Raw genomic sequence first — 14,965 nt, 5'->3', positions numbered from 1 at the left:
TGACTGGCGGCAGTCTAACCGTTCCGGGTCACGGCCGGCCAAGCCCCCGGGGCGCGCCGCGTGGACCCCCGCCCGTCGGCGTGGTTAACTGCGGGGCTGTACCCGGCATCCCCGCACCGTTCAGGGAGACGATCGTGCGCCCCGCGACGCTGTTCATCCTCTCCGGCCTGCCGGGCACCGGCAAGACGACCCTCGCCCGGCGGCTGGCGTCGCACCGCCGGGCCGTCCACCTGCGCATCGACACCATCGAGCAGGCGTTGCGGGAGGTCTGCGGCTGCGAGGTCACGAGTGAGGGCTACGCGCTGGCGCAGCGCATCGCGGCGGACAATCTCCGCGCCGGGCTGGACGTGATTGCCGACTGTGTGAACCCCTGGCCGCTCACGCGCCGCGACTGGGGGTCGGTCGCCACCGGCGCCGGCGTCTGCCATGTGAACATCGAGATCCGCTGCAGCGACCCCGGCGAGCACCGCCGCCGGGTGGAGCGCCGCCATGCGGACGCCGGCAGCCTGCCGGCGCCGGGCTGGGACGATGTGTGCCGGCGTGACTACCACCCCTGGCAGGAGCCGCCCCTGCGGCTCGACACCGCCGGCCGGACGGTAGAGGCGTCGTTCTCGGAGCTGGTCGCCCTCATCGACGCGCAGTCCGGGGGCTGATCGCCGTGGCAGGGGCACGGCAGTACGTGAAGGTCGGCGAGCTGGCACGGCGCACCGGGCTTACCGTGCGCACGCTCCACCACTACGACGCCATCGGCCTGCTGCGGCCGTCGGCGCGCTCCGGCGCCGGGTACCGTCTCTACGCCCCGGCGGACGTGGCCCGTCTCCACGGCATCCTGGCGCTGCGCCAGCTCGGGCTCTCCCTTGCCGATATCCGCGCCACGCTGGCGGCGGACGGTGTCTCCCTCGCCGGCATCGTCGCCGAGCAGATCCGCTCGCTGGACCGCCGGATCGAGGAGGCGCGGGCGCTGCGCGACCGCCTCGCCGTGCTGGATGCCGCGATGGCCGCCGGTGAGCCGCCCGAGGGCGAAGACTGGCTCGCCACCCTCGCGCTGCTGCGCCGCTACCGCGAGCACTTCACCGCCGCCGAGCTCCGAACCATTCTCACCAACTGGGCGACGACCCGGGGCGACTGGGCCGCCCTGGTCGCTGACGTGCACGACGCCCGTCGCCGCGGCCTGGCGCCGGACGCGCCGGAAATGCAGGGGCTGGCCCAGCGATGGATGGCGCTCAGCATGCAGTGGATGGAGGGCGACGTGGCGCTCGCGCGGCGCTGGGGCGGGTTGGTCGAGACCGTTCCCGAGGCCTGCGGACGGCACGGCCTGGACCCGGTGGCCATTGCCGCGGTCAGGCCTGCGCTGCAGCTGCGGCTGGCGGCCCTGCGCCGGCACCTCGACGAGGCCGATCTCCGTGCGATGGACAAGCGCCTCGCCTCGGAGTGGCGGGCGCTCGCCGAGCGCGCGCGGGCGATGATCGAGGCGGGCACGCCGCGTCACGCGTCCGCCGCGCGCGCTTTGCTCGCCGACTTCGACGCGCTCGCGGACCGCACGGCCGGTCACGATCCGGACCGGCGGCGACGCCTGGAGCAGGCCTACCGCAGCGAACCCGTGCTCGCCAGGGGGCATTTCATCGGCGCGGACGTACGCACCTTCCTCGCCGGGGTCCGCGAGGCGGCGGACGGGGCTTGACCCTCACGCGCACGTGAGGCCTTACGGTGGTGCCTCCTTTCACACGGAGGCTGCCGTCATGACGTCACCGGTTAACGCCCCTGTTGCGGGTCAGGAGAGCCCGTCCGCCCGCCGGGTTGCCATCGCGCGGGCCGTCCACCAGCTCCTGGACGAGCCGCTGGTGCTTGAGGACCGGCTCGCCCTCCCGGTCCTCGGGGCGGAGACGGCGCAGACGGTCCGCGACGACCCGTTCCCCTTCAATGACCTGCCGGCGCGCACCATGCGCGCGGCGGTGGTGGCGCGGACCCGCCTGGCGGAGGACGCCCTGCACGACGCGGTGAACGAGGGGGTGCGGCAGTGCGTCGTCCTCGGTGCCGGGCTGGATACGCTCGCATGCCGCAACCCCTACGCGGATGCCGGCCTGCGCTGCTTCGAGGTGGACGTGCCCGGGGCCGCGGCCCTCAAGCGGGCACGGCTGGCCGGAGCGGGGGTGGCCGTGCCCGCATCGGCGGTGTTCGTCTCCGCGGACCTGTGCCGCGACGACCCCGTCGCCGCCTTGGCGGCGGACGGGTTCGATGCGGCGGCGCCCGCCTGTGTCGTCTGCATGGGCGTCACTCCGTACCTGCCCCGGCCGGCGGTGCTGGACCTGCTCGCCGCACTGGCGGCCTGCGCCCCGGGCAGCCGTATCGTGTTCGACCACCGCGTGGAGGCGGGGCTGCTGACGCCCATGGAGCGGCTGATGGCCGGCCACGCGGCGGAAAGCTTTGCCGCGATGGGTGAGCCGTGGCTCTCCGACTTCCAGCCCGCGGCGCTGGTGCGTTACCTCTCGGATCTCGGCTTCACCGACGTGGCTGAAGTGGATCCCGCGGCGCTGAACGCGCGCTACTTCCATCGCCGGCGGGACGGCCTGCAGACCGCCGGCGGCGGCTTCCGGATCCTGACCGCACGACGGTAGGGCGGCAAGGCACGCGGGGCGCAACCGTGCGCTCCGCGTGCGTCAGCGGGGGGCGGCGATCGCCACCCACCTGCTGCGCCGCGTCACATCCCGTCGTTGACATCCCTGTGCGGGTCCGATAGCAATAGAGGGTAAGCGCTTACCCTTGCACAACGACAAGCGCATTGAGAGAAGGGAGGAGAGGTGAGTATCGACCATCCGGCACCGGTCCGCGGACTGTCCCGCGCGGCCATCGATCAGCACGGCGCGAGCGCCGCCCCCGGCGGGGTGACGTCCGTGTGCGCTGTTGCCGGTGGTGCCGCCTCCCGTATCATTCACGCGGCCGTCGCGCCCGGCGCGCCGCGGATCCCCGGCCGGTCATGACAGGGAGAGCCAGGATGTCGCAGGAGCGCGAGACACGCCGCCGCAACAGTGCCCGCACCACCCCGACGCTGGGCGACGTCGCCGAGGCGGCGGGGGTGTCCACGGCCACGGTCTCGCGCATCCTCAACGGCGTGCCCAACAAGGCTTCCGAGGACACCCAGGCCCGGGTGCGCGAGGCGGTGGACCGGCTGGGCTACCGGCCGGTACAGGCCGGGCGTTCGCTCAGCACGATGCGCTCGGCGCTCATCGCGCTGCTCACCCCGGACAACCGCAACGCCTTCTACGCCGGCATCGCCGATGCGGTGCAGCGCGCGATCAGCGCCACCGGCAACGCCATGACCCTGTGCAACACCCGCGAGGACCCGGTCTCGCAGGACGCCTACATCGAGGAGATGCGCTCACACCTGGTCTCCGCCATCGTGCTGCTCGGCGCGGTGGATACCCCGGGGCTGCGCAAGCTCCTCGCCGACGGCCCGCCGGTGGTGTTCGTCAACCGGAAATGCCCGGTGGAGAGCCACTGGCCGTTCATCGGCATCGACAACTACGCCGCCGGCCGGGACGTCGCCCGCTACTTCGTCAGCCGCGAGTACGGCGACTGCGCCGCACTCCACGGCCCGATGCTGTCCTCCGCCAGCCGCGAGCGGCTGGAGGGCTTCATCGACGGCCTGCGCGAGAGCGGCGTGAGCCTGCCGGCGTCGGCGGTGATCGAGTGCGACCTCACCATGGAGTCCGGCTACCAGCGCTCGGCCGGCCTGTTCGCCGACGGCCGCCCGCCGCGCGCGATCTTCTGCGGCAACGACCCCATCGCCTACGGCGTATACCGGCGCTGCCGCGAGATGGGGCTGTCCGCGCCGGAGGACGTCGCGCTGTTCGGCTTCGACGACAACCCCCTCAACGAGTGGCTGGCCCCGTGGCTGTCCACCGTGCATGTCCCGCTTTCGGGTCTCGGCAGCCGGGTGGGCGAGATCGTCAGCGATCTGCTCGCCGGCCGCCAGGACGCCCCGGAAACCACCCTGCTTCCTTACGAGCTGACGATCCGCTCGTCGGCCTAGCGGCAGGACGGCTTTTGTGTGGAGGTGAAAACGCGAAGTTAAGCGCTTAACCCGAGACGATAACTGTGCCCCGCAGAGGGTGAAGGAGGAGAGATGACAAGCGGATACATCACGAGACTGCTGGCGGCGCCGCTCATCGCCGTCACAATGGCCGCGGGGGCGATCATCCCCGGTGTGGCCAGCGCGGCGGACGCGCCGTACAAGGTCTATCTGAGCATGAGCTACATCGGTAACGACTGGCAGACCGAGGCCAAGAACATGGTCACGGCCATGTCCAAGTACTACTCGGACAAGGTCGAGTTCCACGTCCAGGTCGCCGGCACCAACGCCCAGAAGCAGATCCAGCAGATCAACGGTATGGTGCAGGCCGGCGCGGACGCCATTGTCGTCTACCCGATCTCCCCCACCGCGCTCAACTCCGTGACCCGCAACGCCTGCAACCGCGGCGTGGTGGTCATGGCCTACGACTCGGTGATCACCGAGCCCTGCGCCCACAACGTCACCATCGACCAGCACCAGGCCGGCCGCGAGACCGCGGACTGGCTGGCGAAGGAGCTGGACGGCGAGGGCAACGTGGTGATGATCACCGGCGTGCCCGGCACGTCCGTCGACAAGGCCCGCACCGACGCGGCGATGAAGGTCTTCGACGGCGAGGCGGGCATCGACGTCATCGCCAAGAGCAACGGCATGTGGTCCCAGGCGGTGGCGCGCAAGGCGCTCTCGCAGATCGTGGCCACCCACGGCTGGGACAACATCGACGGCCTGTGGATGCAGGTGGGCTGCTATACCGCCACGTCGATGCAGCTCGAGGCCGGCATCCCCGAGGACGAGCTGCGGCCCTGCGCCGGCGAGTCCTCCAACGGCCACCGCATCCAGATGCTGGAGCCCGGCACCGTCGAGGGCGCGAGCGATACCTACCGCCCGGTGGGTCTGGCGAGCATCTCCTACGGCTCGCCGCCGTACTCCGGGGCGCTGGCGCTGAAGCTCGCGCTGGAGAAGCTCGCGGGCAAGCGTGACGAGCTGGCCCACGACATCGCGCTGCCGCTGCCGCTGGTGACCTCCTCGGAGGTGCAGCTCTGCGAGACCGGCTCCCACGAGGAGATGGCCGCCGGCTGCAACGTCTTCGATCCGGAGAAGGTGCCGCCGGGCTGGTTCGCCGACATCTACGGCCCGGACACGCCGGAGGTCGGCTTCGCCGCCGCGCTCAACGCCGAGCCGGAGCCGCGCGACTAGGCCCGAGGCCCGCGGGCGGGGGCCGTTGCGCCTCCGCCCGTGGTCGCCGCCCATTTCGACTCACGAGGTTCCCGCCCATGGCCACCCAGCTGGCAGTAGAAATCGACGGGGTGACGAAACGCTACGGGCCCACCGTCGCCCTGGACGAGGCCTCGCTCGCCGTCCGCCACGGGCATGTGCACGCCCTGCTCGGGGAGAACGGCGCCGGCAAGTCCACCACGGTGAAGGTGCTCAGCGGCCTGGTCACGCCGGACGCCGGCAGCGTGCGCGTCTTCGGCGAGCCGGTGACGCTGCGTTCGCCGCGCGAAGCCCACCGCAACGGTATCCAGACCGCGTTCCAGGAGCTGACCCTGGTACCCGATCTCACCGTCACCCAGAACCTGCACCTGCCCTACGCACCGGCGAACCGGCTCGGACTGCTGCGTTCGCGCCAGGCGCGCCGGCGTGTCGAGGGCGAGCTCGCCCGGCTCTCGCTGGACGACGTCGACCCCCGTGCCGAGGTGCGCGACCTAGACCTGCCCACGCGGCAGAAGCTCGAGATCGCCAAGGCCGTGCTCCGCGACCCGCGCATCCTGCTCCTCGACGAGCCCACCTCGGCGCTGACCGGCAGCAACGTCGAGTGGCTGGAGCGCATCGTGCGCATGCTCGCCGACGACGGCGTGACGATGATCTTCATCACCCACCGCATGCAGGAGGTCCGCAGCTTCTGCGAATCTCTGTCCGTGTTCCGCGACGGGCGCTGTGTCGGTGCCGGCGCGGTGGCGGACTACGACGACAACGCCATCGTCGAGCTCATGCTCGGCCGCTCCATGGAGCAGTCCTTCCCGCCGCGCAGCGAGCCGCCGGCACGCGGGGACGCACCGGCGCTGATCTCCGTGGACGGGCTGTCCGTGGACTCCCGCCTGAGCCGGGCCAGCGTGGACGTGCACGCCGGCGAGGTGGTCGGCGTCGCCGCGCTCCAGGGCATGGGCCAGGTGCCGCTCTACCGCGCGCTGTTCGGCATGGAGCACGTGGACGAGGGCGCGATCCGCATCGAGGGCCGTGAGGTGGAGCTCGCCTCGCCCCGGGACGCCATCCGCTCCCGTGTGGGTATCAGCTACCTGCCCGAGGACCGCAAGACCGAGGGCCTGCTGCTGCCGATGACGGGCACTGCCAATGTCTCGCTGCCGCTGCTGGAGCGTTTCGCGCGCTTCGGCTGGCTCGACAAGCGCACCGAGACGGCCGCCGTCCGGCGCGTGCTCGAGCGGGTCAACGTCGACCCGCGCGCGCTGCACACCCGCTGCAGCGCCTTCAGCGGCGGCAACCAGCAGAAGATCGTGCTGGCCAAATGGCTGCTCACCGACTCGCGGGTGATGCTCATGTTCGATCCCACCCGGGGCATCGACGTCGGCACCAAGCTCGAGATCTTCGAGCTCATGCACGAGTTCGCCGCCGCGGGCGGCGGGGTGCTTTTCCACTCCACCGACACCGCCGAGCTCGTCAATGTCGCCCACCGCGTGATCGTGCTCTACCGCGGTCGGGTGGTGCGCGAGCTCGTCGGCGAGGAGATCACCGAACAGGCACTGCTCGAGGCCGAGCTGGGGTACTTCAGCGAGGACGGGCAGAACACTTCCGGAGAGGACAATGGCTCACGCACACACGACGGCGCAGCATTCGCCTGAGCGGCCCGGCGCGGCGCTCCCACCGATCCGCTGGTCCCGCCACCGGGGCCTGCTGATCGCCCTCGGCGCCTTCGTCGCGATGGTTGCGCTGCTGCAGACCCTCGCCCAGGGCGGGCTGAGCTACTTCGATTTCAGCTTCCTGTCCGCGGGCGGCGCGCCGCTGGCGATCGCGGCCATCGGCGAGACCCTGGTCATCCTCTCCGGCGGGTTCGACCTGTCGGCGGCGGCCGTGGTCTCGCTGACCAACGTTTTCCTCGCCTCGTCGATGCCCGCCGACCCTGCCGGGGCGGCGCTGTTCGTCGTGCTCGCGCTGGGCATCGGCGGCGTCGTGGGGGCGGTCAACGGCTTCTTCGTGGGCTTCCTGCGGCTGCCGGCCATCGTGGTGACGCTGGCGACGATGTTCATCGTCCAGGGCGTCACCCTGCTGGTGATGAGCCAGCCGGGCGGCGCGGTGCCCAGCGGCTTCAGCATGCTGCTGAGCGGGGACGCGATCACCGGCGTGCTGCCCATGCCGGTGGTGATCATCGCCATCGCGGTAGCCGCCTGGGGGCTGCTCCGGCACTCCCGCCTGGGCATGGCGATCTATGCGGTGGGCAGCGACCCGGCCGCGGCCACGGCCACCGGCGTGGACCAGCGCTGGACGCGGTTCTGGACCTTCGTGTTCGCCGGCATGTTCTATGCCGCCGCGGGCGTGTTCATCACCGCGCAGACCGGCTCCGGCGACCCGCACATCGGCGATCCCATGCTGCTGCAGCTCTTCGCCGCGGTGGTGCTCGGCGGCACCGTCCTCGGCGGCGGCCGCGGTGGGGCGGTGGGCAGCGTACTCGGCGCCTACGTCATCCAGATGACCGCCAACGTGCTGCTGGTGCTCAACGTCTCGCCGTACTACACGACGGTGGCGGAGGCGGCGATCCTGCTGCTCGCGGTGCTGGCGACCACCATCTCCCGCGACTCGCTGGCGATGGAGAACCTCCGCTTCGCCGTCCAGCAGGTGCGCAGCCACCTGCGCGGCACGCGCCCGCCCCGGGGCGGCATGACCGCCTTCCAGGCGCCCGCGGGCGGCGGCGCGGCGGGGGGCGGTGCCTCCCTGGATCTCTCCCGGCTGTGGTCGCGCCACGGCGAGCAGATCCGTTTCGCGATCCCGGCGTACCTGCTGTTCGTGGTGGTGATGATCATCACCGGCGTGATGTTCCAGCAGGGCGGCGGGGTGTTCGGCTATGTCGACTCGCTGCTGGTGCTCACGGCGTTCCTGGCGTTCCTCGGGTTCGGCCAGGGCGTGGTCATCCTCACCGGCGGCCTGGACCTGTCGCTGCCGTGGAACATCGCCGCCAGCGGGATCCTGCTCACTCACCTGGTGCACGGCTCCGATCCCGCCGCCGTATGGGCGGTGCCGCTGGTGCTGGTGTTCGGCTGCGCCGCCGGGCTGCTCAACGGTCTGGGCGTGGCGGTGCTCGGCATCTCGCCCATCGTGGTGACGCTGGGCATGAACGGCATGCTCCAGGGCTTCGCGCTGGTGCTCACCGGCGGTGCGCCCCAGGGCTGGACCGCGCCGTCGCTGCAGTGGTTCATGACCGGCGAGTTCCTCGCCCTGACCCCGGTGGTGTGGTTCCTCATCGCCTTCGTGGTGGTGGCGACGCTGGTGCTCACCCGCACCACATTCGGCCGCCAGATCTACGCCGTCGGCAACAGCCAGGGCGTGGCCCGGCTGTCCGGGGTGTCGGTGGGGCGGACGCTGGTCAGCGCCTATGTCATCAGCGGCTTCTGCGCCGCACTCACCGGCATCCTGCTCACCGGCTTCAACGGTCAGGCGTTCAACGGCATGGGTGATCCGTACCTGCTCTCGTCCATCGCCGTGGTGGTGGTCGGCGGCACGCTCATCACCGGCGGGCGCGGGCACTACCCGGGCATTCTCGGCGGCGCGCTGGCGCTGACCGCGCTCAGCACCCTGCTCGCGGGCACCACGCTCTCGGATTCGGTGAAGAGCATCATCTACGGCCTCGTCGTGCTCGCCGCCATCGTCGCGCTGCGCGAGCGCAGCCAGTGACGGGCGGCGTGGGGCCGGTCAACGACATCTATCGAGGAGGAGAAGGAATGGAGGCATCCGCAGCATTCACCCCGCCGTCCGGCCTGCGCGTGCTGGTCACGGCGGGGGCCGCCGGGATCGGGCGGGTCGTCGCCGACGAGCTCATCGACCGGGGCGCCCGGGTGTGGGTCTGCGACGTCTCCGACGAGGCGCTCGCCGAGTTCACCGCCGCCCACCCCGAGGCCCGCGCCACCCGGGCGGACGTCGCCCGCGACGAGGACGTGCAGGCCCTGGTCGGTGCCGTGCGCGAGGCGTGGGGCGGCCTGGACGTGCTGGTGAACAACGCCGGCATTGCCGGCGATACCGGTGGTGTCGACGAGATCGACCCGGAGAGCTGGCGCCGGACCGTGGATATCAACCTCAACGGCCAGTTCTACTGCGCTCACCATGCCGCGCCGATGCTGCGCGAGTCCGGGGGGGTGCTGGTGAACATGGCCTCGGTGGCCGGACGGCTCGGCTATGCCTACCGCACGCCGTACTCGGCGACCAAGTGGGCCATCGTCGGCTTCACCCAGAGTCTGGCGAAGGAGCTCGGGCCGGACGGGGTGCGCGTCAACGCCATCCTCCCCGGCATCGTCCGCGGCCCGCGCATGGAGCGGGTGATTTCGGCACGGGCCGAGGCGGTGGGGGTGTCCTACGAGGAGATGGAGGCGGAGTACCTCGCCAGGATCTCCCTGCGCCGCATGGTCGAGCCGCAGGACGTCGCGCACATGGTCGTCTTCCTCTGCGCCCCGGCGGGCCGGAACATCTCCGGGCAGGCGCTGAGCGTCTGCGGCAACGTGGAAACCCTTTAGGAGGCCGCCGTGACACGATCCGTTGCCGTTATCGGGGCGGGGCTCATCGGCCGGGCGTGGGCGATCGTGTTCGCCCGCGCCGGGTTCGACGTCGCCCTGAACGATGTCTCCGCGGACGCGCTGGCCACGGCCCGCACCGCCATCGACGACGCCCTCGCGGACCTCGCGGACGCCGGACTGATCGTCGAGGACCCGGCGGCCGTTCTCGGGCGTATCCGCGGCGAGCCGGACCTGGCCGCCGCCGTGGCCGGTGCCGTCTACGTCCAGGAGTGCGGTCCGGAGCGGGAGGCGGACAAGCGCGCGCTGTTCGCCGAGCTCGACCGCCTCGCCGCGCCGGAGACCATCCTCGCGAGTTCCACGTCCGGGATCGTCGCCTCCCGGATCGTCGACGGCCTGTCCCGGCCGCAGCGTTGCCTGGTGGCGCATCCGGTCAACCCGCCGTACCTGATCCCGCTGGTGGAGCTGGCCCCGGGTCCCGAGACCGACCCCGCGGTGGTGGGGGCGGCCCGTGCGCTGCTCGACGAGGCGGGGCAGGTGCCGATCACCGTCCACGGCGAGGTCGAGGGCTTCATCCTCAACCGCCTCCAGGGCGCGGTGCTGAACGAGGCGCTGCGCCTGGTGCAGGCGGGACACGTGAGCATGGCGGACCTGGACCGGACCATGAAGCACGGTCTGGGCACGCGATGGTCGTTCATGGGGCCGTTCGAGACCATCGACCTCAACGCCCCCGGCGGAATCGCCGACTATGCCCGCCGCTACGGGCCGCTGTACCAGCGCATCGATGCCGATGCCGCAGAGCCGCCGGACTGGGGCGAGGCCGCGATCGCCCGGCTGGAACGCGAGCGCCGCGAGTCGCTGCCCGCGGACGCGCTCAACGCCCGCCAGCAGTGGCGGGACCGGCGGCTGATGGCGCTCACCGTCCATCAGCGCCGGATGCAGGAGACACAGGACAACGAGGAGAGAACGTAATGGCACAGTCGAGAAAAGTGATCATCACCTGTGCGGTGACCGGGGCGATCCACACGCCCTCCATGTCGCCGTACCTGCCGGTGACGCCGGAGGAGATCGCCGAGGCGGGGATCGCCGCGGCGGAGGCCGGGGCCACGGTGCTCCATCTCCATGCCCGGGACCCGGAGACCGGGCGGCCCACCCAGGACCCGGAGATGTTCGGGCGCTTTCTGCCCCGGATCAAGCGCTCCACCGACGCGGTGATCAACCTCACCACCGGCGGCAGCCCGCACATGACGGTGGAGGAGCGCCTGCGCCCGGCCGTGGAGCTCAAGCCCGAGGTGGCCTCGCTCAACATGGGCTCGATCAACTTCGGGCTCTTCCCGATGCTCGACCGGCACAGCGAGTTCCGCCACCAGTGGGAGCGCGAGCACCTGGAGAACAGCCGCGACCTGGTGTTCAAGAACACCTTCTCGGACATCGAGAAGACCCTCTCGAGCTGTCGGGCCAACCGCACGCGCTTCGAGTTCGAGTGCTACGACATCGGCCACCTCTACAACCTCAACCACTTCCGCCAGCGCGGCCTGGTGGAGTCGCCGATGTTCGTGCAGAGCGTCTTCGGGCTGCTGGGCGGCATCGGCGCCCACCCGGAGGACGTCAACCACATGCGCCGCACGGCCAACCGCCTGCTCGGCGAGGGCTACCAGTGGTCCGTGCTGGGGGCGGGGAGCAACCAGATGCGGGTGGCCTCCATGGCCCTGGCCATGGGCGGCAACGTCCGCGTGGGCCTGGAGGACTCCCTGTGGATCGGCCCCGGACGGCTCGCCGAGAGCAACGCCGCGCAGGTGCGCAAGGTCCGCGAGATCATCGAGGGCCTGTCGCTGGAGGTCGCCACGCCGGCCGAGGCGCGGGAGATGCTCCAGCTCAAGGGGCCCGACGCGGTGGGCTTCTAGGCCCGGTGGCGCGGCCCGGCCGCCGTCCGGGGCCCGGACGGCGGCGGTAACGACGGATTATCGAGGAGGAGAGACGGTATGCGTATCGATGTGGTGGTGGACGTGAAGACGACCCTGGGCGAAGGCCCGGTGTGGGACCCGGAGCAGGAGCGGCTGTACTGGGTCGACAGCATGGACGGGCGCGTGTTTCGCGCCACGGCGCAGGGCAGCGAGGTGCGCTGCTGGGATCTGCCCGACAAGATCGGCTCGATGGCGCTGCGCCGGGACGGCGAGGGCGCGGTCGTGGCCCTGGCCAGTGGCTTCCACACCCTGGACTTCGCCAGCGGCGAGGTCATCCCGTTCCACGACCCGGAGCCGGACCGCCCGGCCAACCGGCTGAATGACGGCAAGGTCGACCGGCACGGGCGCTTCCTGTGCGGCTCCATGGACACGATGGAGGAGGGGCCGAACGGCGCACTCTACCGGGTGGACCCGGACTTCAGCGTGCACACGCTGGAGAAGGACATCATCGTCTCCAACGGTCCGTGCTGGAGCCCGGACGGCGATACCTTCTATTTCGCCGACACCTGGACCGGCGAGATCTGGGCCTACGACTACGACCAGGCCACGGGGTCGATCTCCAACCGGCGGACCTTCTGCCGGCCCGACGGTTCCGGCGGCGGTGCCGCGGATGGCTCCACCGTGGACGCGGAGGGCTACCTGTGGAACGCGCTGGTCTACGACGGCAAGATCATCCGCTATACCCCGGACGGGGAGGTGGACCGGGTCATCGAGATGCCGGTGAAGAAGGTCACCAGCGTGATGTTCGGCGGCCCGAACCTGGACACGCTGTTCGCCACCTCCATGGCCAAGCCGCCGCTGCCGCGTTTCCCCGGCGACGGGGTGCGGCGCGGCAGCCTGTTCGCCATTACCGGCCTCGGTGTGCACGGGCTTCCGGAGCCGCGTTTCGGCGCCTGAGTCCGTTGACCGCCCGGGTCGCCCGCGGGCGGCCCGGGCCCACGGCACCGGAGCGCGGTGCCGGCCGGCTGACGGGGCTGTCAGACCCGGCTGACGATCAGTGCCGCATTTACCCCGCCGAAGCCGAAGCCGTTGCACAGCGCATGCTGCGTCGCCTGCGGCCGGGCGCTGTTGGCCACGAAGTCGAGGTCCGCCATGGACTCGTCCGCATTGTCCATGTTCAGCGTGGGCGGCAGCATCCCCTCGGTCACCGCCAGGGTGGAGAAGATGCCCTCCACGCCGCCGGCGGCGCCGAGCAGGTGGCCCGTGGCCGACTTGGTCGCGGACACGGGGATCGCCGGCAGGCGCTCGCCGAACACCCGTCTCAGCGTGGCGATCTCGGCCCGGTCGCCCACCGGCGTGGAGGTGGCGTGGGCGTTGATGTGGCCGATGTCGGCCGGCGTCAGGCCGGCGGTGCGCAGGGCGGCCTGCACGGCGGCCGCGGCGCCGGCGCCGTCGTCCGGGCCGGAGGTGATGTGGTGGGCGTCCGCGCTGGTGCCGTAGCCGCTGATTACGGCCAGCGGCGTGGCACCGCGGGCCTCGGCGTGCGCCAGCGTCTCGATCACCATCAGCCCGGCGCCCTCGCCCATGACGAAGCCGTCGCGGTCGCGGTCGAAGGGTCGGGACGCCTTCCCGGGGGCCTCATTGTTGGTGGACAGCGCCTTCAGGGCGTTGAAACCCGCCAGTGACAGGGGGTCCACGCAGGCCTCGGCACCGCCGACCAGGGCGACCTCTGCCTCGCCGCTGCGGATCAGGCGCATGCCGTCGCCGATCGCCTGAATGCCCGCCGCACAGGCGGTGACCGGGCAGCCGATGGGGCCCTTGAAGCCGTGCCGGATGGAGAGGTTCCCGGCGGCGAGGTTGGCCAGGAAGGCCGGCACGGTGAACGGCGAGATGCGCCGGTAACCCCGCGAGTCCAGCGTCTGCTGGGCCTGGGTGATGGTGCCGAAGCCGCCGATGCCGGTGGCGATCACGGTGGCGGTGGCCTGGCGGTCCGCCTCGCTCTGCGGGGACCACCCCGCCTGGGACAGTGCCTCGTCCGCCGCCGTGAGCGCATAGAGCGTGAACACGTCGAGCTTGCGGCGTTCCTTGCGGTCGGCGACGCGGTCGGGATCGAAGCCCGCCTCGGCGTCGTCGCCAGCGTCGGGCACCAGCCCGGCGATCCCCACCGGCAGGTCCCCGGGATCGAACCGGTCGATTGCCCCGATGCCCGAGCGGCCCGCCGTCAGGCGTGACCAGACCGGCTTGACGCCGCACCCGAGCGGACTGACGATGCCCATTCCGGTGATGACGATTGGCGAGTCCATGGTTTCTCCGCACTTCTGAGTGACGGGGGGAACGGTACCGCCGGTCAATATATGATCAAGATAATTTTTTGCGTCCGGGATGCCCGATGCCCTATTCACCCGAACATAAAGCGAAATCGAAGGACCGCATCCTGAACGCGGCCACGGAGCTGTTCTGCCGCTTCGGGTTCGAGAAGGTGTCGATCAGCCAGATCATGCAACGGGCGCGCATGACCCACGGCGCCTTCTACAACCACTTCGAGTCCAAGGAGGCGCTCTACCGGGCGACGTTCCTGGAGCCGCTGAAGGGCAGCCGTGCGGCGAGGCTGGTGAAGGGGCCGCTGTCGCTGAAGCACCTGACCGCGCTGGTGACCCACTACTGGAACCTCAGCGAGGTGGGTCGTAAAGAGCGGCCCGGCCACGAGATGATCCTGTTCAACGAGATCGGCAACGAGAACGCCGAGGTGAGGAAACTCTTCGAGCGCTCCTACAGCAACCTCAGGCGGATGCTCGAGGTCCGCATCACCGCCCTGAGCCGCCTGAACCGGCTGCCCTTCGAGCCGGACCGCGAGGTCATCGCCGAGAAGGCCCGGGCCATCCTCGCCTCGCTGGTGGGGGCGGTGGCAACCGCCAGGAGCCTGTCCGACGACGAAGAGCGCCACCGCATCCTGCAGGCGACCCAGAAGCAGATCCTGACCATGCTCGGGGTCGACGGCGAGGAGTTCGACACGCTGTTTGCGGGTGAGGTCGCCGCCCCCTGACCGGCCAGCGTCGACGCCGGAGGGGGTGTCTGCCTCACCCTCTCCCCAACCCCGCTCCCGGGCAGGGAGAGGGGCCCGGAGCCGCCAGGGACGGTCGGAGGCCTCCGCGCGACCGCTCCCCGGCCGGTTTGGCGGCGCCGCGCCGCGGCGCTTCCGGGTAGGCCGGCTGCTCGAAGGCAGCCGACAGCCCCGATCGTCTCGCCCGGCCTGCCGGTGCAGC

At 71.2% G+C, this 14,965-nt stretch carries 13 protein-coding genes; 12 read left to right on the top strand and 1 reads right to left on the bottom strand.

What is annotated here, in order from left to right; genetic code table 11:
• The first annotated feature begins 134 nt into the window (after positions 1-134).
• The 11 genes from ACEZHJ_RS11585 to ACEZHJ_RS11535 all read left to right on the top strand — a co-directional run bounded on the left by ACEZHJ_RS11585 (position 135) and on the right by ACEZHJ_RS11535 (position 12,659).
• The gene (locus ACEZHJ_RS11585) at positions 135-653 is read left to right on the top strand and encodes an AAA family ATPase (RefSeq protein WP_018718504.1); all 519 of its coding nucleotides are present in this window, start codon (positions 135-137) and stop codon (positions 651-653) included.
• Positions 654-658: 5 nt separating this feature from the next.
• The gene (locus ACEZHJ_RS11580) at positions 659-1,681 is read left to right on the top strand and encodes a MerR family transcriptional regulator (protein WP_375036516.1); all 1,023 of its coding nucleotides are present in this window, start codon (positions 659-661) and stop codon (positions 1,679-1,681) included.
• 58 nt (positions 1,682-1,739) lie between these two features.
• Positions 1,740-2,615, top strand: coding sequence for an SAM-dependent methyltransferase (locus tag ACEZHJ_RS11575; RefSeq protein ID WP_018718502.1), 876 nt, complete (start codon positions 1,740-1,742; stop codon positions 2,613-2,615).
• A 377-nt stretch (positions 2,616-2,992) separates the two neighbouring features.
• Positions 2,993-4,030 carry a LacI family DNA-binding transcriptional regulator gene (locus ACEZHJ_RS11570; RefSeq protein WP_018718501.1) on the top strand — a complete coding sequence of 346 codons (1,038 nt, stop codon included), beginning with the start codon at positions 2,993-2,995 and terminating at the stop codon, positions 4,028-4,030.
• Between the two features lie 93 nt (positions 4,031-4,123).
• Positions 4,124-5,263, top strand: coding sequence for a sugar ABC transporter substrate-binding protein (locus ACEZHJ_RS11565; RefSeq protein WP_163139794.1), 1,140 nt, complete (start codon positions 4,124-4,126; stop codon positions 5,261-5,263).
• A gap of 77 nt (positions 5,264-5,340) precedes the next feature.
• The gene (locus tag ACEZHJ_RS11560; RefSeq protein ID WP_018718499.1) at positions 5,341-6,924 is read left to right on the top strand and encodes a sugar ABC transporter ATP-binding protein; all 1,584 of its coding nucleotides are present in this window, start codon (positions 5,341-5,343) and stop codon (positions 6,922-6,924) included.
• Positions 6,887-8,968 (top strand): ABC transporter permease, encoded by a 2,082-nt coding sequence (locus tag ACEZHJ_RS11555; RefSeq protein ID WP_163139796.1) that lies wholly within the window; start codon positions 6,887-6,889, stop codon positions 8,966-8,968. The genes ACEZHJ_RS11560 and ACEZHJ_RS11555 overlap by 38 nt, the downstream gene beginning before the upstream one ends.
• 47 nt (positions 8,969-9,015) lie before the next feature.
• A complete protein-coding gene (locus ACEZHJ_RS11550) occupies positions 9,016-9,801 on the top strand; it encodes an SDR family oxidoreductase (protein WP_018718497.1) in 786 nt (261 codons plus the stop codon).
• A gap of 9 nt (positions 9,802-9,810) precedes the next feature.
• Positions 9,811-10,770, top strand: a complete 960-nt coding sequence (locus ACEZHJ_RS11545) for a 3-hydroxyacyl-CoA dehydrogenase (RefSeq protein ID WP_018718496.1) — start codon at positions 9,811-9,813, stop codon at positions 10,768-10,770.
• A complete protein-coding gene (locus ACEZHJ_RS11540; RefSeq protein ID WP_026321126.1) occupies positions 10,770-11,702 on the top strand; it encodes a 3-keto-5-aminohexanoate cleavage protein in 933 nt (310 codons plus the stop codon). Before ACEZHJ_RS11545 ends, ACEZHJ_RS11540 begins: the two co-directional genes overlap by 1 nt.
• Before the next feature lie 78 nt (positions 11,703-11,780).
• Complete coding sequence (locus ACEZHJ_RS11535) at positions 11,781-12,659, top strand: SMP-30/gluconolactonase/LRE family protein (RefSeq protein ID WP_018718494.1); 879 nt, start codon at positions 11,781-11,783, stop codon at positions 12,657-12,659.
• 80 nt (positions 12,660-12,739) lie between these two features.
• On the opposite strand, the gene fabF is transcribed toward ACEZHJ_RS11535, so the two are convergent.
• Positions 12,740-14,005, bottom strand: coding sequence for a beta-ketoacyl-ACP synthase II (gene fabF / locus ACEZHJ_RS11530; RefSeq protein WP_018718493.1), 1,266 nt, complete (start codon positions 14,003-14,005; stop codon positions 12,740-12,742).
• An 86-nt stretch (positions 14,006-14,091) separates the two neighbouring features.
• Here fabF and ACEZHJ_RS11525 point away from each other — a divergent pair, with 86 nt between their 5' ends.
• A complete protein-coding gene (locus ACEZHJ_RS11525) occupies positions 14,092-14,745 on the top strand; it encodes a TetR/AcrR family transcriptional regulator (RefSeq protein WP_018718492.1) in 654 nt (217 codons plus the stop codon).
• Positions 14,746-14,965 lie beyond the last annotated feature (220 nt).

It is taken from the genome of Arhodomonas sp. KWT2, assembly GCF_041949875.1.
In the GTDB taxonomy this organism is placed as follows: Bacteria; Pseudomonadota; Gammaproteobacteria; order Nitrococcales; family Nitrococcaceae; genus Arhodomonas; species Arhodomonas aquaeolei.
Note: the sequence above shows the minus strand (reverse complement) of the source record. Positions and strands in the feature narration are given on the sequence as shown.

Coding starts and splice junctions, on each gene's coding strand:
- ACEZHJ_RS11570 (WP_018718501.1), top strand. CDS start 2,993: ATGTCGCAGGAGCGCGAGACACGCCGCCGCAACAGTGCCCGCACCACC.
- ACEZHJ_RS11560 (WP_018718499.1), top strand. CDS start 5,341: ATGGCCACCCAGCTGGCAGTAGAAATCGACGGGGTGACGAAACGCTAC.
- ACEZHJ_RS11540 (WP_026321126.1), top strand. CDS start 10,770: ATGGCACAGTCGAGAAAAGTGATCATCACCTGTGCGGTGACCGGGGCG.
- fabF (WP_018718493.1), bottom strand. CDS start 14,005: ATGGACTCGCCAATCGTCATCACCGGAATGGGCATCGTCAGTCCGCTC.
- ACEZHJ_RS11565 (WP_163139794.1), top strand. CDS start 4,124: ATGACAAGCGGATACATCACGAGACTGCTGGCGGCGCCGCTCATCGCC.
- ACEZHJ_RS11575 (WP_018718502.1), top strand. CDS start 1,740: ATGACGTCACCGGTTAACGCCCCTGTTGCGGGTCAGGAGAGCCCGTCC.
- ACEZHJ_RS11555 (WP_163139796.1), top strand. CDS start 6,887: ATGGCTCACGCACACACGACGGCGCAGCATTCGCCTGAGCGGCCCGGC.
- ACEZHJ_RS11535 (WP_018718494.1), top strand. CDS start 11,781: ATGCGTATCGATGTGGTGGTGGACGTGAAGACGACCCTGGGCGAAGGC.
- ACEZHJ_RS11525 (WP_018718492.1), top strand. CDS start 14,092: ATGCCCTATTCACCCGAACATAAAGCGAAATCGAAGGACCGCATCCTG.
- ACEZHJ_RS11550 (WP_018718497.1), top strand. CDS start 9,016: ATGGAGGCATCCGCAGCATTCACCCCGCCGTCCGGCCTGCGCGTGCTG.